The organism is Serratia sp. 14-2641, assembly GCF_001692375.1.
Taxonomy (GTDB): domain Bacteria; phylum Pseudomonadota; class Gammaproteobacteria; order Enterobacterales; family Enterobacteriaceae; genus Chania; species Chania fonticola_C.
The window spans coordinates 116,790-138,260 of the sequence record NZ_LXKR01000002.1 but is presented as its reverse complement, the minus strand read 5'-3'; the positions used below and the strand labels follow the sequence as shown (position 1 = coordinate 138,260).

The 21,471-nt window shown below is 56.6% G+C and carries 17 protein-coding genes; 5 read left to right on the top strand and 12 right to left on the bottom strand.

Translation table 11 applies throughout. The features are described from left to right. Positions 1–150: 150 nt before the first annotated feature. The 6 genes from A6U95_RS03335 to xylF all read right to left on the bottom strand — a co-directional run bounded on the left by A6U95_RS03335 (position 151) and on the right by xylF (position 7,519). The gene (locus A6U95_RS03335) at positions 151–840 is read right to left on the bottom strand and encodes a helix-turn-helix transcriptional regulator (protein WP_065683459.1); all 690 of its coding nucleotides are present in this window, start codon (positions 838–840) and stop codon (positions 151–153) included. Between the two features lie 259 nt (positions 841–1,099). Beyond that, on the bottom strand, positions 1,100–2,446 hold the full coding sequence (locus tag A6U95_RS03330; RefSeq protein WP_065683458.1) for an esterase-like activity of phytase family protein: 1,347 nt from the start codon (positions 2,444–2,446) through the stop codon (positions 1,100–1,102). 115 nt (positions 2,447–2,561) lie between these two features. Continuing rightward, positions 2,562–3,740, bottom strand: coding sequence for a D-xylose utilization transcriptional activator XylR (gene xylR, locus A6U95_RS03325; protein ID WP_065683457.1), 1,179 nt, complete (start codon positions 3,738–3,740; stop codon positions 2,562–2,564). 51 nt (positions 3,741–3,791) lie between these two features. After that, positions 3,792–4,976, bottom strand: coding sequence for a xylose ABC transporter permease XylH (xylH, locus tag A6U95_RS03320; protein ID WP_065683456.1), 1,185 nt, complete (start codon positions 4,974–4,976; stop codon positions 3,792–3,794). Then, a complete protein-coding gene (locus A6U95_RS03315) occupies positions 4,954–6,495 on the bottom strand; it encodes a xylose ABC transporter ATP-binding protein (RefSeq protein ID WP_065683455.1) in 1,542 nt (513 codons plus the stop codon). Before A6U95_RS03315 ends, xylH begins: the two co-directional genes overlap by 23 nt. 28 nt (positions 6,496–6,523) lie before the next feature. Next, positions 6,524–7,519 (bottom strand): D-xylose ABC transporter substrate-binding protein, encoded by a 996-nt coding sequence (xylF, locus tag A6U95_RS03310; RefSeq protein ID WP_065683454.1) that lies wholly within the window; start codon positions 7,517–7,519, stop codon positions 6,524–6,526. A 376-nt stretch (positions 7,520–7,895) separates the two neighbouring features. Here xylF and xylA point away from each other — a divergent pair, with 376 nt between their 5' ends. Further along, positions 7,896–9,215 carry a xylose isomerase gene (xylA, locus tag A6U95_RS03305; RefSeq protein ID WP_065683453.1) on the top strand — a complete coding sequence of 440 codons (1,320 nt, stop codon included), beginning with the start codon at positions 7,896–7,898 and terminating at the stop codon, positions 9,213–9,215. 51 nt (positions 9,216–9,266) lie between these two features. Next, positions 9,267–10,718 carry a xylulokinase gene (gene xylB, locus A6U95_RS03300; RefSeq protein WP_065683452.1) on the top strand — a complete coding sequence of 484 codons (1,452 nt, stop codon included), beginning with the start codon at positions 9,267–9,269 and terminating at the stop codon, positions 10,716–10,718. A 99-nt stretch (positions 10,719–10,817) separates the two neighbouring features. Here the strand turns inward: xylB and A6U95_RS03295 are convergent, their stop codons facing one another. Further along, positions 10,818–11,360 carry a CS1 type fimbrial major subunit gene (locus tag A6U95_RS03295; protein WP_065683451.1) on the bottom strand — a complete coding sequence of 181 codons (543 nt, stop codon included), beginning with the start codon at positions 11,358–11,360 and terminating at the stop codon, positions 10,818–10,820. A 245-nt stretch (positions 11,361–11,605) separates the two neighbouring features. Between A6U95_RS03295 and A6U95_RS03290 the strand changes: the two genes are divergently transcribed. Together A6U95_RS03290 and A6U95_RS03285 are read left to right on the top strand one after the other, a co-directional pair. Beyond that, the gene (locus A6U95_RS03290) at positions 11,606–12,157 is read left to right on the top strand and encodes an isochorismatase family protein (RefSeq protein WP_065683450.1); all 552 of its coding nucleotides are present in this window, start codon (positions 11,606–11,608) and stop codon (positions 12,155–12,157) included. A gap of 2 nt (positions 12,158–12,159) precedes the next feature. Continuing rightward, positions 12,160–13,077 (top strand): DJ-1/PfpI family protein, encoded by a 918-nt coding sequence (locus A6U95_RS03285; protein WP_065683449.1) that lies wholly within the window; start codon positions 12,160–12,162, stop codon positions 13,075–13,077. On the opposite strand, the gene A6U95_RS03280 is transcribed toward A6U95_RS03285, so the two are convergent. Further along, positions 13,074–14,066: an acyltransferase gene (locus tag A6U95_RS03280; RefSeq protein WP_065683448.1), complete on the bottom strand. Its 993-nt coding sequence runs from the start codon at positions 14,064–14,066 to the stop codon at positions 13,074–13,076. The genes A6U95_RS03285 and A6U95_RS03280 overlap by 4 nt on opposite strands. Positions 14,067–14,296: 230 nt before the next feature. Between A6U95_RS03280 and A6U95_RS03275 the strand changes: the two genes are divergently transcribed. Beyond that, the gene (locus A6U95_RS03275; protein WP_065683537.1) at positions 14,297–15,541 is read left to right on the top strand and encodes an MFS transporter; all 1,245 of its coding nucleotides are present in this window, start codon (positions 14,297–14,299) and stop codon (positions 15,539–15,541) included. A 45-nt stretch (positions 15,542–15,586) separates the two neighbouring features. On the opposite strand, the gene A6U95_RS03270 is transcribed toward A6U95_RS03275, so the two are convergent. The 4 genes from A6U95_RS03270 to A6U95_RS03255 form a co-directional block, all read right to left on the bottom strand. Continuing rightward, positions 15,587–17,125, bottom strand: a complete 1,539-nt coding sequence (locus A6U95_RS03270; protein ID WP_065683447.1) for an aldehyde dehydrogenase family protein — start codon at positions 17,123–17,125, stop codon at positions 15,587–15,589. A 219-nt stretch (positions 17,126–17,344) separates the two neighbouring features. Further along, positions 17,345–19,186, bottom strand: coding sequence for a selenocysteine-specific translation elongation factor (selB, locus tag A6U95_RS03265; RefSeq protein WP_065683446.1), 1,842 nt, complete (start codon positions 19,184–19,186; stop codon positions 17,345–17,347). After that, positions 19,183–20,574, bottom strand: coding sequence for an L-seryl-tRNA(Sec) selenium transferase (gene selA, locus A6U95_RS03260; RefSeq protein WP_065683445.1), 1,392 nt, complete (start codon positions 20,572–20,574; stop codon positions 19,183–19,185). The genes selB and selA overlap by 4 nt, the downstream gene beginning before the upstream one ends. Positions 20,575–20,645: 71 nt before the next feature. Further along, the gene (locus A6U95_RS03255) at positions 20,646–21,296 is read right to left on the bottom strand and encodes a DcrB-related protein (protein WP_065683444.1); all 651 of its coding nucleotides are present in this window, start codon (positions 21,294–21,296) and stop codon (positions 20,646–20,648) included. Positions 21,297–21,471: the final 175 nt, after the last annotated feature.

The window sequence follows — 21,471 nt, the reverse complement described above, 5'->3', positions numbered from 1 at the left end:
AAAATCAAGATTGCTTGCATAACTCATTGTATGACCTCTTCTCATCCATGTCATTGAGATATCAACTGGGATGCCAGATGATGAAAGCGAGCATACTCTTGAAGTACAAACAATAAACTGTACCAAAGGTACAGTTTTGTAGTGAGGTGATTAGCGGATGATATAACAGGGTTTAGAAAATAACGGTGGGATATAGAATTGCCATTGCTGCTTTCTGGCAAAAAATATAAACTCCCGTGTGGTTTCACAATGGACTTTCGCCAGAATGTTACTTTTATGGAACTTTACCGTTCTCAGCGTTCTGTTGAGAATACTGGCAATCTCCTTCTCCGCCATGCCTTGTAACAGCAGAAAAGCCACGACCCATTCCTTAGCGGATAAAATCTCGGAGGGACAAGCAACGGTTAATTTACCGATGCCATCACCAGAGACAAAAAAACGCGGTGTGATGGAGTGCAGTGGCTTGATATGGCTGATAATACCGGAGCAATGAGCCTGTTTGTCGTAGTAGGGCATGCGTTCACAATAAAACACGCTGAATATGCGTTTGCTATCAATAGGGAGGATCCCTACTGCCTCAATCTTCCTCACCTCATCAATAACGCGTTGGTCATGGATTGAGATAAAGGGCTTAAAAGGGGCCAGTGCAGAAGGTCTCCCATTTCCTTCCGGTTTCAGTAACAGGCCATATCTGGCATTGGCATACACCGGCTTTTTATGCACGTCCTTTAAACACCAAGCCTCATCACTAGACTCCCACGCAATCAAGATCTCCAAAGGAATAGCAATAGCTAACGAATTTAATTTCGCAATAATACTTTCGGTACTGACACGAGACATTTTCCCACCTTCAATCCTTGGTGCCATTATTCACAATACAAATGGCGACATAGTGTAAAACGCCCAGAGCAGACTACCAGAAAGCCAACCTGAAGCGGCAAGATTGAAAGTAACGTTTTATTAATATACTTACCTGAAAATGACTGCGTCCTATATCTACTATGCTCCCACCCAAACGGAGTTACTTAACGTATTCCTTTATCACCGGAATAAAAAAGCCTTCACCCCATCAGGAGAAGGCTTGGCGATAAAGGAAATTTTACGGTTGTAGCAGGGCTTTCACATCCAGCAAAATAAATTCGTTATCATCCGCCACGTTGGGTTCGCGGCTGGAAGAGAACGGGAAGTTATTGTCGTTCCCCACGATGATATGGCTGCCATCCACCACGTCGACATTCTCGATCGTGAAGAACGGGAAGGTCAGCACGCCGTTATTCAGCGGCTTGCGTGCCAGCTTCTGCGGGTCCTGAATGTTCAGCAAATCGATATACGCCAGTTTTTCTACCGGTTTGCCGACGTTGGCGTCGGAAAACGCTATTTTGTAGACCCGTTTGAATTTTGCGATCTGGCTGAAGCAGTTATCCGTTGGCGCGCCTGCCGCACAGGCTTTATCGGCTGTGCCTTCACCATTATCACGTTCGATCACCAGGCCATGATTGGCGTCGATCATATTGAAATCACCGATGGCGTTCTGATTGTCTTCCAACACGTACTGCCAGCTGCGGCCAGTCCATGCCTGCTGTTTGACGTCAAACTCCAGTACCCGCAGGTAGCGTTTACCCGCCACGTTCTCAAACTGTTCGCCGTCCCACAGCGCCCCTTCCAGCAGGGGATACAGCTTACTACCGTCTGGTGATACCGCCATTCCTTCAAAGCCCTTGGAGCGCGCCACCTGGAAGTTCTGCTTGCCATCCGGCGCACCTGGCAGCGTCAGCGTCGGGTTATCCGGCGATTTCACTACCTTGCCGTCAACCTGGGTATCAAACACCGCCAGCACTTTGCCGTTCAGATCCGCTTTAATCAGGTAAGGGCCGAATTCATCGCCGATCCATAGGGCATCGTCGGCAAACTGGAAGCTTTCCGGGTCGAAATCGCTGCCGGTCAGGTAACGTTTGTCGGTGCTTTCATTGACGATATGGAACGGGACTTTTTTATCGGGATCGTGCAGGAACAGCGTTTTTAGCGGCGTTACCGTGCCTTCCTTGAAATCGATACGGTAATGGTTGAGATACAGCATGGCGTCCGGCGAGTTGGCCTTGCTGCCAAAGCCGTTGTCGGTCAGCACCCAGTAGGTGCCATCCGGCATGTGTTTGATACCGGAATGCCCCTGCAACGGCTGGCCATTGATGGGTAGCCCGATGCCGGTCAGCCGATCGGCCGATTTCCCCGCTACGCTACCCAGTTCGGTGATGCGTTTGCCACTGGTGTATTTACCGCTCTGTTGCAGATCGGTTGGTGCATCCTGGGGGGCCGTGACGCTGGACTTCACCGGTAATACGGCGTGTCCGGCCAGCACGGCGGGGACTTCCTGAGCCTGCGCCCATAGCGTGGTGCTGAATGCCAGGCAACTGGCCAGCAGTGCCAGGCGGGATGGTAAATTATGCATATTATGTACTCCCTGATAATGGTTTTGCCCAAAGGTAAAAAGCAACGCCACTATAGGGAGCCGTAATGACAGAAATATTATGTGCCGCGTGACCAACAGTGCCGGTACTGCGGTTTCAATAGCCGGCCTCACCAAAACGATCGCGGCACTCTTTGGGCGTCATGTCATAGCCTTTCTTGAACACCGAATAGAAGTACTGCAACGATGGGTAGCCACACATCTGGGAAATTTCATTGATGGGTAATGAGGTCGCGGTGAGTAAATTGCGGGCGCGATCGAGCTTTTCTTGGTGGATGGCGTTATGGATCGTCTGGCCGGTTTCATCCTTGAAGCGCTTTTCCAGATTGGAACGGGACATGCCCACCGCATCCAGTACCTGCTCCACCTTGATCCCCTTGCAGGCATGGTAACGGATATAGTGCATGGCCTGGATCACCGCCGGGTCCCGCAGTGAACGGAAATCGGTAGACCGCCGTTCAATCACCTTCACCGGCGGCACCAGAATACGCTGTAGCGGCAGTTCGCGCTGATCAAGCAGTTGATGTAACAGCTTGGCGGCACGATAGCCCATCTGGCGTGTCCCCTGCACCACCGACGACAACGCCACGCGTGAGAGATAGCGCGTCAGCTCTTCGTTATCGATGCCAATCACACAGAGTTTTTCCGGCACGGGAATATCCAGGTGCTCGCACACCTGTAACAGGTGGCGCGCCCGCGCATCGGTAACGGCTATAATCCCGGTCTGCTGGGGCAAAGTCTGCACCCAGTCCGCCAGGCGATTCTGGGCGTATTGCCAGTTCTCCGGCGCGGTTTCCATCCCCTGATACACCACCCCTTGATACTGTTCCGCCGCTACCAACTGGCGGAAAGCCTGTTCACGTTCCTGCGCCCAACGCTTCCCCCCCTCGGCCGGCAGGCCATAGAACGCAAAGCGGTTCAGCCCTTTTTCTTTCAGGTGCATAAACGCCGCTTCCACCAGCGCATGGTTATCGGTCGCGATGTAATGCACCGGCGGGTAATCCGCCTCCCGATGATAAGAGCCCCCGACGCCAACCAGCGGCACCTGGACATTACGCAACAGTTGCTCAATATTCCGGTCGTCGAAATCGGCGATCACGCCGTCCCCCAACCAGTCCTTGATATTATCGATGCGGCAGCGAAAATCCTCTTCGATAAAGATATCCCAATCGCTTTGCGACGCCTGTAAATACTCCCCAACGCCCTCCACCACCTGGCGGTCATACACTTTATTGGCGTTGAACAGCAGCGTAATACGGTAGCGCTTCTTAAACATGGGGGCTCCCCAGCAATAAATACGGTCACAGCTACAAGTGTAAAGCCGCGCCTAGACCCGGCGTTTGGTCGCGGAATCCATCCACACCGCCAGCAGCAGGATCGCGCCTTTGACGATATATTGCCAGAACGTCGGCACGTCCAACATGCTCATGCCGTTATCCAATGAGGCCATGATAAACGCCCCCATCACCGCTCCCGCCACGCTACCGATCCCCCCTGCCAGGCTGGTGCCACCGATCACGCAGGCGGCGATAGCATCCAGCTCGGCAATGTTACCGGCTGAAGGCGAACCGGCCCCCAGGCGCGAACTGAGGATCAGCCCGGCAATCGCCACCATCAGGCCGTTGATGGCAAACACCGCCAGCTTGGTACGCTCAACGTTAACCCCGGAAAGCCGCGCGGCATCAATATTACCGCCGATGGCATAAATACGGCGGCCAAAGGCGGTACGCGACGCCATAAAGATCCCAGCCAGCATCAATGCGGTCAGGATCAGCACCGGCGTTGGCACCCCGCGATAGTCGTTCAGCAGGTAAATCGCCCCTAATACCAGGATTGCCATGATGCTCTGCCGGGTGACATCGCCGCTCGCTGCCGCTACCGGCAAGCCCAGTTGCGTACGTCTACTACGCCGCCGCCACTGCCAGGCCACAAACAGCATCAGGCCGACCGCGCCAATGCCAAAACCCACTCCGTTGGGCAGGTAGCTCTGGCCAATCTGTGACATGGCATTGCTGGTGGGTGACACGGTGGTGCCATTGGTAATGCCGATCAGAATACCGCGAAACGCCAACATCCCCGCCAGAGTGACGATAAACGAAGGGACTTTACGATAGGCTACCCACCAGCCATTCCACGCCCCCAGCAACAGCCCCGCCAACAGCGTGACCACAATGGTCAACGGCAGCGGCCAGCCGAACCAGACGTCAAAGATCGCCGCCGCGCCCCCCAACAGCCCCATCATTGAGCCAACGGAAAGGTCGATCTCCGCCGAAATAATCACGAACACCATGCCCACCGCCAGAATGCCGGTGATCGCCGTCTGGCGCAGCAGGTTGGAGATGTTACGGGCGCTGAGATAGGCCCCTTCGGTGGTAAAGGTAAAGAACAGCATGATGACGGCGATCGCCGCCAGCATCACGAACACCTGCAGGTTGACGGTTTTCAGCCCGAACGGCGGCTTTTTTGCCCCCACCGGCGGCAGGCTGGCTTCAGATTGCGTGCTTTTCAACATGTGTTTCACTCCTCAAGGCCGCTTCCATTACCTGTTCCTGGGTCAGATCGCGGTTCACCAAATCGGCTTTGATCTGCCCCTGGTGCATCACCAATACCCGATCGCTTAACCCCAGCACCTCCGGCAATTCGGAGGACACCACAATCACCGCGAGCCCCCGTTGTGCCAATTGATTGATCAGTTTGTAAATCTCTTGCTTGGCCCCGATATCAATGCCGCGCGTTGGCTCATCCAGAATGAGGATTTGCGGGTTCAGCAACAGGCACTTCGCCAGGATGGCTTTCTGCTGGTTACCCCCGCTGAGACGCGCGATAGCCAGCTCCGCAGAAGACGTTTTTACCCGCAACCGTGCCAGCGATTGTTGGATAGTTGCCTGCTCCTGCGCATCATCCAGCACCGTCAATGCGCCACTGAAATCCCCCAGCGCCGCCAACGTCATATTGGCCCCCACGCCCATCACCGGCACAATGCCATCGCGCTTGCGGTCTTCTGGCACCATGGCGATGCCATATCGCATTGCCTCGCGGCAGTTGGTGATGGTGGCCGCCTGCCCTGCAATGGTGATATTGCCCTGCCAACGCCCCGCATAGGCGCCAAACAGGCACTGCATGGTTTCGGTACGCCCGGAGCCAACCAGCCCGGCCACGCCGAGGATCTCCCCACGCCGCAGGGTAAAAGACACATTATCGGCCCGGCGGATATGCCGGTTGACCGGATGCCAGGCAGTGAGGTTTTCCACCTGCAGGACCACCTCGCCGATGGTATGGGGTTCCTGCGGATACAGCTCGGTCAGCTCACGACCAACCATCATGGCGATGATATCGTCCTCGCTCATCTCCGCCGCAGGCCGGGTGCCAATGTGCTTGCCATCGCGGATCACGCAGATAAAGTCCGAGATCGCTTTCACCTCGTTGAGCTTGTGCGAAATGTATATACAGGCGATCCCGTGATCGCGCAGATCCGCAATGATCGCCAGCAACGTGGCGGTTTCACTTTCGGTCAATGAGGCGGTGGGCTCATCAAGTACCAACAGGCGCACCTGTTTGTTCAAGGCCTTGGCGATCTCCACCAGTTGCTGTTGGCCCAACCCCAGTTCACCCACGCGGGTATTGGGGTCAACCTCCAGCTTGACCTGTGCCAGCATGCGCTGGCAGCGCAGGTACATGTTGTCGTAATCCATCACCCCATAGCGGCCCCACTCGTTGCCGAGAAACAGGTTCTCCAGCACCGTCATCTGCTTCACCAGGGCCAATTCCTGGTGAATGATGGCGATACCTTTCTGCTCGGTATCACGAATGGTTTTCGCCGTAACGATCTCGCCCGAAAAATAAATATCGCCCTGATAACTGCCGTGCGGATATATTCCGCACAGCACTTTCATCAAGGTGGATTTTCCTGAGCCATTTTCACCGCACAAGGATAATACCTGCCCCGCCTCCAAGTGCAGGCTGACATTATCCACGGCTTTCACTGCGCCGAATTGTTTAGTGATATTTCGCATTTCTAACAGGCAGGGCATTATTCACTCCCCCCAGATGGCATTGCCATTAATTAAGGTCCGATTGCTTATGGAAACCATCGGCAATAATCGTACTCTCGATATTCGTTTTATCCACCTGTACCGGGGTTAATAGCCAGGCCGAAACCTCTTTACTGCCATTATTTAATTTGGCGTTGGACTTGGGTTGTTCCCCTTTGCCCAGTTGCACGGCGATATCCGCCGCTTCGTCGGCCAGTTTGCTGATCGGTTTATAGACCGTCATGGTCTGGGTGCCCGCCACGATACGTTTTACCGCCGCCAGATCGGCGTCCTGGCCAGAGATCGCCACCTTCCCCGCCAACCCTTGCGCAGCCAGTGCCTGAATGGCTCCACCCGCTGTGGCATCGTTGGAGGCCACTACCGCATCGATCTGGTTATTGTTGGCCGTCAGGGCGTTTTCCATAATCTTCAGCGCGTTTTCCGGCAGCCACCCGTCGGCCCACTGATCGCCCACTATCTTGATCTTGCCGCTGTCGATCAGCGGTTGCAGCACGGTCATCTGCCCCTTGCGGAACAGCTTGGCGTTATTATCCACCGGCGAGCCGCCCATCAGGAAATAGTTGCCCTGCGGCACGCGCTGCACCAGGCTTTCCGCCTGCATCTCGCCCACTTTTTCATTATCAAACGAGATGTAGAAATCGATATCGGCATTGTTGATCATGCGGTCATAAGCCAGGACCTTGATGCCTTCGCGCTTCGCCTCGCTGATCACGTTGCTCAGCACTTGGCCGTTATAGGGGATGATCACCAGGACATCGACGCCGCGGTTGATCATATTCTCGATCTGCGCCATTTGGGTTTCTTCATTGCCGTTGGCCGACTGAACGAACACATCGGCCCCCAGGGCGTTGGCTTTCTTGACAAAGATATCGCGGTCTTTTTGCCAACGCTCCAGACGCAGGTCGTCGATGGCCATACCGATTTTAATCTGTTGGCTGTAGCCCGGTTGGCTGGCCAGTAGCAGCAGTGCGCAAGCAGAAAGCAAGAGTGGTTTGAATTTCATTTTATAACCCTTGAGTTGTGTAGGGAAATAGTTATCCATACGCTTTCAAACGGCAAAATTGAAAGGTGACGAGATAAAGCACGAAACTTCCCGTGGATTGTTGTCGCTTATGCGATGTTCAGCAATTACAGATTTTCACCAGTGAATTACGGTTTTTGGTTTAATGTTGATTTTATGATGGCGGTCATGTTTTAAACCTGTGAAATAACCCGCGGCCAGTAAAACCGCCCCTTCGTTGAATTATGAGATCCCGCGCACATTTAATAATTCTGTGAATTTAAGAGTGAAATAACGTAATTGAGCATTCCACCACTTACTCCGAAGATGAGCGCATCCCGCATCCCTTACGCCGGGCACCGCTACCAAGGAGTCACTCATGCAATCCTATTTTGATCAGCTAGAACAGGTTCGTTACGAAGGTACCAGCAGCAATAACCCGTTGGCTTTCCGCCACTACAACCCCGATGAAATCATCCTCGGCAAGCGTATGGCCGACCACCTGCGCTTCGCCGCCTGCTACTGGCACACCTTCTGCTGGAACGGGGCTGACATGTTCGGTATCGGGGCTTTCGATCGTCCCTGGCAACAGCCGGGCGAAGCGCTGGCGCTGGCCAAACGCAAGGCCGATGTGGCGTTTGAGTTTTTCCATAAGCTGAACGTGCCCTACTACTGCTTCCACGATATCGACGTATCGCCGGAAGGGGCCACGCTAAAAGAGTATCTGAACAACTTCGCGGTCATGACCGACGTGCTGGCAGAAAAACAGCAAAGCAGCGGCGTGAAGCTGCTGTGGGGTACCGCCAACTGCTTCACCCATCCGCGTTACGGTGCCGGGGCGGCGACCAACCCGGATCCGGAAGTCTTCAGTTGGGCAGCAACTCAGGTGTTCACGGCCATGAATGCCACCCACAAGCTGGGCGGTGAAAACTATGTGCTGTGGGGCGGGCGTGAAGGCTATGAAACCCTGCTCAATACCGATCTGCGTCAGGAGCGTGAACAGATTGGCCGCTTTATGCAGATGGTGGTTGAGCACAAACATAAGATCGGCTTCCAGGGTACGCTGCTGATCGAGCCCAAACCCCAGGAGCCGACCAAGCATCAGTACGATTACGACGTCGCCACCGTTTACGGTTTCCTTAAACAGTTCGGCCTGGAAAAAGAGATCAAGGTGAACATCGAGGCCAACCACGCCACGCTGGCCGGGCATTCGTTCCACCATGAGATCGCCACCGCCATCGCGCTGGGAATTTTCGGCTCGGTCGATGCCAACCGGGGCGATCCACAGCTAGGTTGGGATACCGATCAGTTCCCGAACAGCGTGGAAGAAAACGCGCTGGTGATGTTCGAAATCCTCAAGGCCGGCGGCTTCACTACCGGCGGGCTGAACTTTGACTCGAAGGTGCGCCGCCAAAGTACCGACAAATATGATCTGTTCTACGGCCATATCGGCGCGATGGACACCATGGCGCTGGCGCTGAAAGTGGCCGCCCGCATGATCGAAGATGGCCAGCTACATCAGCAGGTTGCCAAACGCTATGCCGGTTGGAACGGTGAGCTGGGCCAACAGATCCTGCAAGGGAAACTGTCGCTCGAAGCGCTGGCACAGCACGCCGAGCAACAGGTGCTGGCACCACAACATGCCAGTGGGCATCAGGAAAAGCTGGAGAACCTGGTCAACCGCTACCTGTTCGGCTAACTCTCTACGGCGCGGTGGGCCCGCTCACCGCGCCTCAAAGGATCCGTGCTCATGTATATTGGAATCGATCTCGGTACTTCCGGCGTGAAAGTCATTCTGCTAGGCGAGCAAGGCCAACTGCTGGCCAGCCAGAGCGAACCGCTGCCCATCTCGCGCCCCCATCCCCTATGGTCTGAACAAGACCCGCAAGATTGGTGGCAAGCCACCGACCGCGCCATGTTGGCATTAGCTAAACAGCATAGCCTGCAACAGGTCAAAGCCATTGGCCTGACCGGGCAAATGCATGGCGCAACGTTACTGGATAAACAGCAACGGGTATTGCGCCCCGCCATCCTGTGGAACGATGGCCGCAGCTTTGCGCAATGCCAGGCACTGGAACAAACCGTACCTAGCTCACGGGAAATCACCGGTAACCTGATGATGCCCGGCTTCACCGCCCCCAAGCTATTGTGGGTCAAGGAGCACGAACCACAGATTTTCCAGCAGATCGATAAGGTGTTATTGCCGAAGGATTACCTGCGCTGGTGCATCACCGGCGAGTTTGCCAGCGATATGTCCGATGCCGCAGGGACAATGTGGCTGAACGTCGCCAAACGTGACTGGAGCGATGCCATGCTTGATGCCTGCGAGCTGACGCGTGAGCAAATGCCTGCGCTGTTTGAGGGCAACCAGATCACCGGGCAAGTGCATAGCGAGCTGGCCCAACGCTGGGGGATGGCACCGGTGCCGGTGGTGGCTGGCGGGGGTGACAATGCCGCCGGAGCGATCGGCGTCGGGCTGTATCAGGCCGGGCAGGCGATGCTGTCGCTGGGAACCTCTGGCGTCTACTTCGCCGTCAGCGACGGCTTCCTCAGTAACCCGGCCAGCGCGGTACACAGCTTCTGCCATGCGCTGCCGCAGACCTGGCACCTGATGTCGGTGATGCTCAGCGCTGCGTCCTGCCTGGACTGGGCCTGCCAGTTAACCAATGTCGACAGCGTTGCCACCCTGCTGCGTAACGTTGAGCAGGCTGCTCCTGCTGAAACGCCGCTGTGGTTCTTGCCCTATCTTTCCGGCGAACGTACGCCGCACAACAACCCGAATGCCAAAGGGGCCTTCTGGGGCTTCACTCATCAACATGGGCCGAACGATCTCGCACGAGCGGTGCTGGAAGGGGTGGGTTATGCACTGGCAGATGGCATGGACGTGCTGCATGCCAGCGGCCTGCAACCCACGGCTATCACCTTGATTGGCGGCGGCGCACGTAGCCCGTTCTGGCGCCAGATGCTGGCGGATATCAGCGGCCAGCGGCTGGAATACCGCACCGGTGGTGACGTTGGCCCGGCATTAGGTGCCGCGCGTCTGGCACAGATTGCGCTGAACCCTGGCGTGTCATTGAGCACCCTACTGCCCGAATTGCCGTTAGAGCAGGTGCATGAGCCGGATGCCAAACGGCATCAATATTACACCGCCCAACGCAACACCTTCCGCGAGCTTTACCGCTGCCTGCAGCCGCTGATGTAATTCACCAACGCCTCTGCCAGGTACATACATATCCAACATCTATGTATGTACTTGGCTGTTGCCGTTAGCATTGGGCTTTAAATGGCTCAGTATTGAGGGCTAAATCGAGCTGGCCGCGATCTCAAACAGCATCACCATTTCCCCGGTATACAAACCTTGAGTGTCGGCATTGCCATTGCTCTTAGGCGCATTAGCGTTCACCTTCAACTGATAAACGCTTTGATAGCCATTGCCCACCTTCACTTTCTGATTGAAGGTTTGCGTGGCGCCACTAGCACCAAGATCTTTGCCATTGCTGCCCTCACCGGCAAACTTAACCTTAACCCCATCCATTTTATAAGCCGAATCGGTGCGGGCGATCTCAAGTGGATGAACCAGCGACACGTTGAACTGCGGCGTCGTGCTCCAAACCTGCACAGGTATACTGCTGGCGAACGATTGCTGTGTACCATCGGTGGCCGCTAAATCCACCGACTGATACCAATCCCCACCCTGCGGGCGAGAAACAAAAATACTGTCTCCGAGAGTGGCGGTGATGGTGATGGTTTTAGTGACCGATGCGTTATGTTCTTGTGCCTGACTCATCCCTGAAAAAAACAGCAGTCCACCCGCGATAATTACTGCCAACTGGCGTTTTTTCATGTTTGATTGCCCATTCAGATAAGTTAACGGTGGGGTCTTGGCCTTGCCTTATTACCCTCCTCGTTCCAGCCAAAGGACGGCCAATCAATTATAGTAATCAATACCGCGTTCACCGGGATTATTATCGGTAACCGCCCGCAAACTTCATCCCGTCCGTTGTTGCCATCATGATGGCCGTTTTTGACCTTCTTTCTGTCTTGTTGCAAGCGCAATATGGTCTTACACCACATTCAGGAGGGCCGAAAATGTCACATAGCGCACTATTGATCATCGATGTTCAACAATCCTTTCAACACCGCCCGTTCTGGCAGGAAGACGATCTGCCTGCGTTTCAACAGGCGCTGACACGCCTGATCGCGGGTTGCCAGCAGCAAGGGGTGCCGCTGGTCGACGTGTTCCATGTCTCGCCTGAGGGGCCGTTCTCTTTGGCGTCTGGCCACGTGAAACGCCTGCCGTTTCTGAGCCATCAGGCTGACGTTACGGTGCAAAAGCGAGTACACAATGCGCTGACCGAATCTGGCCTGGATGCCTGGCTACGTGAACGCCAGATCGACCATCTGATTATCAGCGGCATTCGCACCGAGCAATGCTGTGAAACCACCACCCGCGTCGCCTCGGATCTGGGCTATAAAGTGACGTTTGTGACCGAAGCTACGCTCACTTTCCCGATGCATCACCCGGACGGCAGCCTCTTTACCCCTGAGCAGCTAAAGCGGCATACTGAAACCGTGCTGGTCGACCGCTTTGCCACCATTGCCAGCGTCGATGAAGCATTGACACAACTTTCACAGGAATAATCATGCTCAAGGCCGTTTACTTTCTGATGCTCCCCAACGTGCTGTTACTGGATGTCAGCGGCCCGGCAGAGGTATTGCGACTTACCGGGCGGTTCCGGCTGCACTATGTCAGCCCGGTGCCGCAGATTACCTGTTCCATCGGCATGACGATCGGCCAGTTGGCCCCCTTACCGCAACAGTGGAACGAAGGGGATATTCTGGTGATACCGGGGGTGGCGGACTCAACGCATTACTTTGCTAGCGAAGAAGCGGCTCTGGCACGCAATTGGCTCCGGGCCTTGCGCCCGGCTTTGGCCCAGCGGCAGATTGATCTGGTTTGCGTCTGTTCCGGTGCGCTATTGGCTGCCCAGGCAGGCTTGCTCGACGGCTATCACTGCACCACTCACCACGCCGTGCTCGACCGTCTGCGCCAGCAGGCACCGGCCGCGCAGGTGAAGGAAAACCGTATTTTCGTTGAGGATCGTGGGGTGTTTACCAGCGCGGGTATCACCGCCGGTATCGATCTGGCCCTGCACCTGGTTAATCAACACTGTGGGGCTGACCGCGCGTTGGAGATTGCCCGTGAGATGGTGGTTTATTTCCGCCGCTCCGGCGACGATCCGCAGCTTTCCCCGTGGCTACGCTACCGCAATCATCTGCATCCTGCCGTGCACCGGGCGCAGGATGTCATGGCCGCCGAGCCGGAGGCCGAGTGGTCGGTCCCCCAGGTGGCGGAGAAAGCCCACGTCAGCAGCCGCCATCTGGCCCGGCTGTTCCGCCTGCATATCGGCCTCAGCGTACGGGAATATCATGAACAGCTGCGGCTGGCGGTCGCACAGCAACGGCTGCAACAGGGCTACGGTCTGGAAAAAGCCGCGCTAACCGCAGGCTTCTCCTCTGGCCGCCAACTGCGGCGGGCACAGCAGCGCTGGCAGGCTTAAGACACCAGCCGCCGGGTATCCACTTTCTGTAACCCCATCGACAGCAGCAGGCTCACGCCAAGCGCCATGCCAAACACCCAGAAGATATCCAGCAGCGGGTAGGCCGGAAACTCCCAGTGGCGGTTACGCATCACGTTAACGATCAGGGCGTGAAAACCGTAGATCGCCAGCGAGTGGCGGGAGATCACGCCTAGCCAGCCGATTGGGTTCGGCAGGCAGTTTTTGCACCACACCAGCAGCGAGACCGCCGCCACAAATACCAAGGGGCCGGTATACATGTAAAACGTATCGGCGAAGCTGCCGTTGATAAACATCTGGCTTTTGGTGCCACGGATAATCAGTACCACGCTAGCGACAAAGCACAGCACTGCCAACAGGCTCATACCGCGCCGTTGGGTAGCCATCATGCCGATCGCTCGCCCTGCCAAGGCATACAGCAGGTAATAGAAGGTATCGCCATAGATATACAGGTTCACCGGCAGTAGCTGGACATTATCCAGGGTCAGCTTGCTGGTATTAGGGTTGGCGATAATCGCCAGAATGACAATCACCCCGGCTAGATAGCGGCCAGAGATCGGTTTGACGCTGATCAGCGGCGAAAGCAGGTAGACCACCGCAATGGCGTAAAAGAACCACAGGTGATAAAACACCGGCTTTTGCAAGATGGCACGCAGCGAGGGCCAAAAGCCGATGCGAGTAAAACAGGCAATATAAATCAGGGCAATGGCGCTGTAGAACAAAATGCAGCAGGTAATGCGGATAAAGTGTTTTTGGTTGGCACTGCGCTCACCAAAAAATAGAAAGCCGGAAATCATAAAGAATAGCGGCACCGAAGCCCGTGAAATCGAGTTCAATACGTTAGCCATATCCCAGTTATGTTCACCCACTGCCACACCGTTAGCGACGTAGTAGGTGGTCGCGTGGATCATCACCACCATCATGCACGCCAGCGCACGCAAGTTATCTATCCAACCAATTTTATTGCTCATTGCTGCCCGTCGGTTGCCTATAATTCTGTCATAGAGAAATGTTAATAAGAGGTTATAGCTCAGGGGGGCACAGCACAACGCTTAAACGCACTATTAAGAATGAGCCTGAAAATCACCTTATGATTGCCAAGGTGAACAATTGGCGGCAAAATAGCCGCCACAACTCGCTCAGTTTGCGCATCCCCGCCCTGACAGTTCCTTATTTCTTCTTTGCTATCAGTAATATAAAAATGAAAACATCATTACCCCCTGCGGCACTTTTAGGCCGACAGGCGCTTTTATTCCCACTTTGTCTGGTGCTGTTCGAATTTGCGACCTATATCGCCAACGATATGATCCAGCCCGGTATGCTGGCGGTCGTGGCCGACTTCAACGCCGGCGTGGAGTGGGTGCCCACCTCAATGACCGCCTATCTGGCTGGCGGCATTTTCCTGCAGTGGCTGCTTGGCCCGCTGTCAGATCGCCGTGGCCGCCGCCCGGTGATGCTGGCCGGGGTGCTGTTCTTTATCGTCACCTGCCTGGCCATTCTGCTGGTCACCAATATCGAGCAGTTTATCGTGATGCGCTTCCTGCAAGGGATCGGCCTGTGCTTTATCGGCGCGGTGGGCTATGCCACCATTCAGGAGTCGTTTGAAGAGGCGACATGTATAAAAATCACCGCGCTGATGGCTAACGTGGCGTTGATCGCCCCGCTGCTGGGGCCGCTAGCCGGGGCCGCCTGGGTTCACGTTGCCTCCTGGCAGAGCATGTTTGTGCTGTTTGCCGCGCTGGCCGCCATTGCCTTTGTTGGTCTGTGGAAAGCCATGCCTGAAACCGCCACGCTGCAAGGGGAAGCCTTCTCGGCGGCCAACCTGTGGCGGGACTATCGCCAGGTGCTGGTCAATCGGCGCTTTATCTGTGGTTCATTGGCTATCGGCTTTGCCAGCCTGCCGCTGTTGGCCTGGATTGCCCAGTCTCCGGTGATCCTGATTAAGGGTGAGTCGCTCTCGGCGCTGGACTATGGCCTGTTGCAGATCCCGGTGTTTGGCGCGCTGATCCTGGGCAACCTGACGCTGGCCCGCGTGACTGGCAAACTCAGTATTGAACGCCCGATCAAGCTGGGCGCATGGCCGATGCTACTGGGCCTGCTGCTCGCCGCGCTGGCCACGGTATTTTCCGCCCACGCCTATCTGTGGATGACCGCCGGGCTGAGCCTTTATGCCTACGGCATTGGTTTGGCGAACGCCGGTCTGTATCGCCTGACGCTGTTTTCCAGCAACGTGAGCAAAGGTGCCGTTTCGGCCGTGATGGGGATGCTGAGTATGTCGGTGTTCACCATCGGGATCGAGCTGGCCAAGGTGGCCTATGTCTGGGGCGGTAACGGGTTGTTTAGCCTGTTCAATCTGATCAGCGGCCTGTGCTGGCTGATGCTGACGGCGCTGTTCCTCAGCAAACACCGTGGTGGCGCCACTCCCGCACCGAGTGCCACAGTGTAATGGTTAACCAGCCCTCTCCCTTTGGATGAGGGCTGGCGTGAAGGTTTAGAACAGCCCCATCGGTTTCTCAGAGTAGCTCACCAGCAGGCACTTGGTCTGCTGATAGTGCTCCAACATCATCTTATGGGTTTCCCGCCCGATCCCCGACTGTTTGTAGCCGCCGAACGCCGCATGTGCCGGGTAGGCATGGTAGCAGTTGGTCCAGACGCGGCCCGCCTGAATGTTGCGCCCCATCTGGTAAGCAATGTTACCGTTGCGGCTCCACACCCCGGCTCCGAGGCCAAAATCGGTATCATTAGCCAGCGCCAGCGCTTCATCCATGTCTTTGAAGGTGGTCACCGCCAGCACCGGGCCGAAAATCTCTTCCTGGAATACCCGCATGCTGTTCTTGCCGAACAGAATGGTGGGCTCCATGTAGTACCCTTGCGCCAACCCGCCATCCAGCGCCTTGCGTCGGCCACCGGTCAGCACCTTGGCCCCTTCCTGCTTGCCGATCTCGATGTAGTTAAGGATGGTCTTCATCTGCCCTTCGGAGACCTGCGCCCCCATTTGGGTGCTGGCGTCCAGCGGGTTGCCGCTACGGATGCTCTCCACCCGTTTGATCGCCCGCTCCATAAAGCGCTCGTAGATCGATTCCTGCACCAGCGCCCGGCTCGGGCAGGTACAGACTTCCCCCTGGTTAAAGGCAAACAGCGCAAAGCCTTCCAGCGCCTTGTCGAAGAACGAATCCTCTTTGTCCATCACGTCGGCAAAGAAGATGTTGGGTGACTTGCCGCCCAGCTCCAGCGTCACCGGAATGATGTTCTGGGTGGCGTAGCCCATGATTTGGCGCCCCACCTCGGTCGAACCGGTAAAGGCCACTTTGGCGATACGCTTGGAGGTCGCCAGATATTCCCCGATTTCACCGCCTGCGCCGTTGACCACGTTGATCACCCCTGGCGGCAGGATGTCCTGGATCAGTTCCATCAGCACCAGCACCGATAGTGGCGTCAGCTTGGCCGGTTTCAACACGATGCAGTTACCCGCCGCCAGCGCCGGAGCCATCTTCCAGCAGGCCATCAGCAGCGGGAAGTTCCACGGAATGATTTGTGCCACCACGCCCAGCGGTTCGTGGAAGTGATAGGCGACGGTTTCGGAGTCGATCTCGCTAATGCCGCCCTCTTGCGCTCGTACGCAGGCAGCAAAGTAGCGGAAATGGTCGATAGCTAACGGAACGTCGGCATTGACGGTTTCGCGGATCGGTTTGCCGTTATCCCAGGTTTCTGCCGCCGCCAGCAGATCGATATTCTGCTCCATGCGATCGGCGACCCGGTTAAGCAGGTTGGCGCGCGCCTGCACCGACATTTTCCCCCATGCCCCTTTGGCATCGTGGGCCGCATCCAGCGCCAACTCGATATCCTGGAAGGAGGAGCTGGCTACTTCGCACAGCGTCTGGCCGGTGATCGGCGTCAGGTTGGTGTAATACTCGCCCTGTACCGGCGCCACCCAGGCACCACCGATAAAGTTGTCGTAACGTTTTTTCAGTTTGAGAGGAAACCCGGTGTTTTCAGGCGTGAGGTGACTTGCCGTAGTGGTATTCGCCATTTGTATCTCCTTTTAACGAGGCTGCAACCTTACCGCCCGCAGACGGTAAGCAGGTTCACGGCACCATGGCCGCAGATCCAGTGATCAAACTTAAGAAGCGGTGAACTATCTCTAGCCGGAATGATAGGGGTTTATGAGGAGAAATGGCGAAACAATGCTCAAACGCATGAGGGGTGTCACAATCTTTTAAACTGGGTGCAACAATATGCACCCATAATTTCAACCGCCAAACAGCCCGCGATCCCGCAGCAGATGCTGGTTCCCCTTACGCCGGGTAAAGCCGCTGCGATCGAAAAATTCCAGCACCTGGATCGCCAGCTTGCGACCAACCCCCAGCCGATCGCGGAAATCACCGGCATTGGTGCTGCCTTGCGTGGCGTCCAACTCGCGGATCATCGCGGCAAACTGTTCGATACGCTGGCTGAGGTAGTAGCGATCGACCACCACGGCGGTGACGTAGCCAAGCTGTGCCGCTTTGCGCAACGCGGCGCGAACGCTGTTTTCCTCTTCGCCCAACGAGGCGGCCAGATCGCGCACCCACCAGGGCTCTTCACCAAACAGCGGCTCAATGTGACTCCACAGCGCCTGTTGCTCGCTGCTGAATGCCAAACCGTGGTCTGGCAGATGCAGCCAGCCGCGCGTATTACGCAGCAAACCCGCCGCCAGCAGCCGATCGAACATCATAAATACCAGCGGCTCATGCAGCGCCGGTAACGCCATACGGCGCAGACGAGCGCGCCCCAGGCCTAGCTGATCGGCATGTTGCTGATGGTATTCGGCCAACACCTGTAACAGGCGCTGCTCATGCGCCTGCACATTGGCCGGGGCCAACGCCATCTCGCCAGAGATCATCAGGGCATAACCCGCCAGCAGTTCCTGTAGGCCCTCATCCGTCAGCTGTCGCGCCCAGGCAAACGCGGCCAAATCCAGTGCGCCACCCGGCAAACGCAAATCCAGCACCTGCCCATCGCTGGATGCCTGAGACAGCGCGGCCAGCCAGGCCAGATACTCCGGCTGACGCTTGCCCCGTTTCGGCGAGGAGAGCCCCAGCACGCGGGCAGCCCCCAACGTTTGGCGTGCGCTGATATCACGCAGCACCAGCCGGTCGTTTTCCACCAGCCACAGCGGGCGATCGAGGATCAGCTCCGCCAGGTTGTCGGCCAGCAACGCAATGCGCCCGGTGATATGGCTGGCAGCATGGTGAATATGCAGCGACTGCCAGTGCTGGATCGGCGCGTCGGCCTCTATCGCCACCAGAATACGTTCTGCCGCCGCTGGCGGTTGTTGCGCCAACAGCCAGTCGCCGCGCGTTAGCTGATCTTTGCTGACGTCACCGCTGATATTCAGCGCAATACGTTGCCCGGCAACCGCCTGTTCTGCCGCCTGATTCTGCGCATGCAAGCCGCGCACCCGTACCGGCACATCCGCACCGGTCAGCCATAGCGTATCGCCTACCGCGACGCTGCCGCCCAGCGCCGTCCCTGTCACCACCAGCCCGGCCCCCTTGACGCTGAAGGCGCGATCCACCGCCAAGCGAAAACGGCGTGATAGTAAGTGCTCACCGGGTTGCAACATCAACAGATGCTGGCGCAGCTCATCAATACCTTCCCCCATGGCCGCCGCAGTAACAAATACTGGCACATCATGCCAGCCCTGCTGCGCCAATTCAGCCAACACCTGGGTTTGCACTTCGGCGATTCGTGCAGACTCCACACGGTCGGCTTTGGTTAACGCCACCGTCAACTGCGCTCTACCGCTCAGGCGCAGGATCGCCAGGTGCTCGCGGGTTTGTGCCATTACGCCATCGTCGCAGGCCACCACCAGCAGCGCATGGTCGATGCCGCCAATGCCCGCCAGCATATTAGCGAGGAATTTTTCATGGCCGGGAACGTCGATAAACCCCAGCACGCGGCCATCTGGCTGCGGCCAATAGGCATAACCAAGATCGATGGTCATGCCACGGCGTTGTTCCTCCGGCAGGCGATCGGCATTGATGCCGGTGATCGCCTGTAGCAGGGTGGTTTTGCCGTGGTCGACATGGCCAGCGGTGGCAATAATCATGCGCTCAGCGCCTCAACCAGTGCGCCCTCCTGTTCCAGGCAACGCAGATCGAGCCACAGCTTGCCGTCGTTGATACGGCCAATGACCGGCTGCGGCAAACCGCGCCACTGCTGAGCCAAACCTTCTAGCGTTGCGCCTCGTCCATCAAGTGGGGCAAAGGTCAACGCGTAGCTCGGCAGACGATCTACCGGCAACGAGCCGCTGCCAATCTGTGACCAGCATGGCTCGCTGCGCAGCTCGAAGCGGCCAGAAAACAGCGGAGCCAACTGGCCTTGCAAACGTTCGGCTGTTTCCTGCATCTGTTGCTGTGGACGGGTTAGTAAACGCAAGGTAGGCAAGTGTTCTGCCAGTAGCTCAGGCTGTTGATACAACCGCAGCGTGGCTTCCAGCGCCGCCAGCGTGATTTTGCCGACGCGCAGGGCGCGCTTGAGTGGGTGCTGTTGCAAACGGGCGATGAGATCTTTTTTACCGACGATAATCCCGGCCTGTGGCCCGCCCAGCAGTTTATCACCGGAGAAGGTCACCAGATCGACACCTGCGGCAATTAGGCGTTGCGGCATCGGTTCGGCGGGCAAGCCGTATTGCGCCATGTCGATCAGCGAGCCACTGCCCAAATCGGTCGCCACAGGAATGCCGTGTTCGTGGCCCAACACCGCCAGTTCGCTTTCATCGACCGCAGCGGTAAACCCTTGAATACTGTAATTACTGGTGTGTACCTTCATCAACAGGCCGGTTTGCTCGTTGCAGGCGGCACGATAATCTTTCAGATGTGTACGGTTGGTGGTACCGACCTCCACCAGTTGGCAGCCCGCCTGGCGCATGACGTCCGGGATGCGGAACGCGCCGCCAATCTCCACCAGCTCGCCACGTGATACCACCACCTGCTGGCCCGGCGCTACCGCCGCCAGCATCAATAGCACCGCCGCCGCGTTATTGTTGACGATACAGGCATCTTCCGCCCCGGTGAGCTGGCAGAGCAAGTCCGCGATGGCCCGATCGCGATGCCCACGGCCTGCGCCATCCAAATCATATTCCAACGTCACGGCACTGCTCATGGCACTGACCACCGCATCAACTGCCGGTTGCGCCAATAGCGCTCGCCCCAGATTAGTGTGCAAAACGGTGCCGCTGAGGTTAAACACGGGTTGCAACGCCGGGCGCTGTTGCTGCTCCAAGCGGGCATGTAGCGCCTGCGGCCAGTCCTGACACCAGGCGGGCAACTGTTGCTGCGTCTTGATGGCTTCACGCGCCTGCGCCTGCATCTGGCGCAGCAGTTCACTGATGAGCGTCTGGCCATGTTTGGCGACGGCGGTTTCAATCGCAGGGTCGCGCAGCAGGCGGTCGATGGCAGGTAACTGGCTGTATAGGTGCTGGGATTCAGTGCTCATGGTCACTCGATTTTTCAGTGTCCGGTTATCGGCAAACTGGCTTATTGGCGTGCCGAGCTAAACCAGTCAGGTTATTTAACCTGCATGGTATCAATAATTCGCTGTACCAGGGCATGATGTAGATCCGGTGTTTTAGCTGGCGTTAACAGCTGCAACGTCACGACCCGTTTATTGAACACCGTCAACACGATGGTGGAAACCAGTTTTTGGCCGTTGACCGTCTGTTCAGTATCCAGGCGATGGAACTTCTGCTTACCGACGGTGAAATTCTCTTCTTTGGTTTTCTTGATGTTCTGATAGCGGTCAGACAGTTCGGTAATGATGCTTTGCGTCAGCTCTTTGAGCATCGCATCGCTGGTATTGATCTTCATGTCTGGTGGCGGAATCACTTCCGAAGCGACGGTGCGCTGGCGCGATTTGCTGTCGAGGAACAGCTGAATGGTCGACTTGTCGTCGTTGATGATGCCGCTCAGCTTGGTCTGATCGCTGAAACCCGGCGGCAGTTCAAAGGTGATTTGGCCTTTTTGCAGCGAGACGTTCAGGCTGGGGGCGGGCTTGGGTTCTTCCACCGGTGGCGCTGGGGCTGGCGTTACGGGTTGTGTCACAACCGGTTTTGGCGCGGGGGCCGGGACTTCCGGCTTTTTGCTGTCCTGGTTATCGCAGGCTACCAGCCCGGTAAGCAGCACGGCCAGCGCCGCGCCTTTGGCAAGGGTCTTCAACATCATGTCTTCCTTTCGCGTTACGCGTCTTGACGTAACGGTAGCAACTCGCTTCCCGGTTTGCCAGATGTCTAATCCGAAAGTCGTTGCGGCCCCCTCCCACAGGGAGAGGGAGCTGCAAAAGTGATGGACTTGAGTTGAGCAATTACAGTGGCAAGGGGCGAACGAATAAGCCCAA

Bases quoted from the DNA above. Each gene is read 5' to 3' on its own strand.
- A6U95_RS03275 (WP_065683537.1), top strand. From the start codon at position 14,297: ATGAAAACATCATTACCCCCTGCGGCACTTTTAGGCCGACAGGCGCTT.
- A6U95_RS03255 (WP_065683444.1), bottom strand. From the start codon at position 21,296: ATGTTGAAGACCCTTGCCAAAGGCGCGGCGCTGGCCGTGCTGCTTACC.
- xylR (WP_065683457.1), bottom strand. From the start codon at position 3,740: ATGTTTAAGAAGCGCTACCGTATTACGCTGCTGTTCAACGCCAATAAA.
- xylF (WP_065683454.1), bottom strand. From the start codon at position 7,519: ATGAAATTCAAACCACTCTTGCTTTCTGCTTGCGCACTGCTGCTACTG.
- A6U95_RS03270 (WP_065683447.1), bottom strand. From the start codon at position 17,125: ATGGCGAATACCACTACGGCAAGTCACCTCACGCCTGAAAACACCGGG.
- selB (WP_065683446.1), bottom strand. From the start codon at position 19,186: ATGATTATTGCCACCGCTGGCCATGTCGACCACGGCAAAACCACCCTG.
- xylH (WP_065683456.1), bottom strand. From the start codon at position 4,976: ATGTTGAAAAGCACGCAATCTGAAGCCAGCCTGCCGCCGGTGGGGGCA.
- A6U95_RS03335 (WP_065683459.1), bottom strand. From the start codon at position 840: ATGTCTCGTGTCAGTACCGAAAGTATTATTGCGAAATTAAATTCGTTA.
- xylA (WP_065683453.1), top strand. From the start codon at position 7,896: ATGCAATCCTATTTTGATCAGCTAGAACAGGTTCGTTACGAAGGTACC.
- A6U95_RS03315 (WP_065683455.1), bottom strand. From the start codon at position 6,495: ATGCCCTGCCTGTTAGAAATGCGAAATATCACTAAACAATTCGGCGCA.
- A6U95_RS03280 (WP_065683448.1), bottom strand. From the start codon at position 14,066: ATGAGCAATAAAATTGGTTGGATAGATAACTTGCGTGCGCTGGCGTGC.
- A6U95_RS03285 (WP_065683449.1), top strand. From the start codon at position 12,160: ATGCTCAAGGCCGTTTACTTTCTGATGCTCCCCAACGTGCTGTTACTG.
- xylB (WP_065683452.1), top strand. From the start codon at position 9,267: ATGTATATTGGAATCGATCTCGGTACTTCCGGCGTGAAAGTCATTCTG.
- A6U95_RS03330 (WP_065683458.1), bottom strand. From the start codon at position 2,446: ATGCATAATTTACCATCCCGCCTGGCACTGCTGGCCAGTTGCCTGGCA.
- selA (WP_065683445.1), bottom strand. From the start codon at position 20,574: ATGAGCACTGAATCCCAGCACCTATACAGCCAGTTACCTGCCATCGAC.
- A6U95_RS03290 (WP_065683450.1), top strand. From the start codon at position 11,606: ATGTCACATAGCGCACTATTGATCATCGATGTTCAACAATCCTTTCAA.
- A6U95_RS03295 (WP_065683451.1), bottom strand. From the start codon at position 11,360: ATGAAAAAACGCCAGTTGGCAGTAATTATCGCGGGTGGACTGCTGTTT.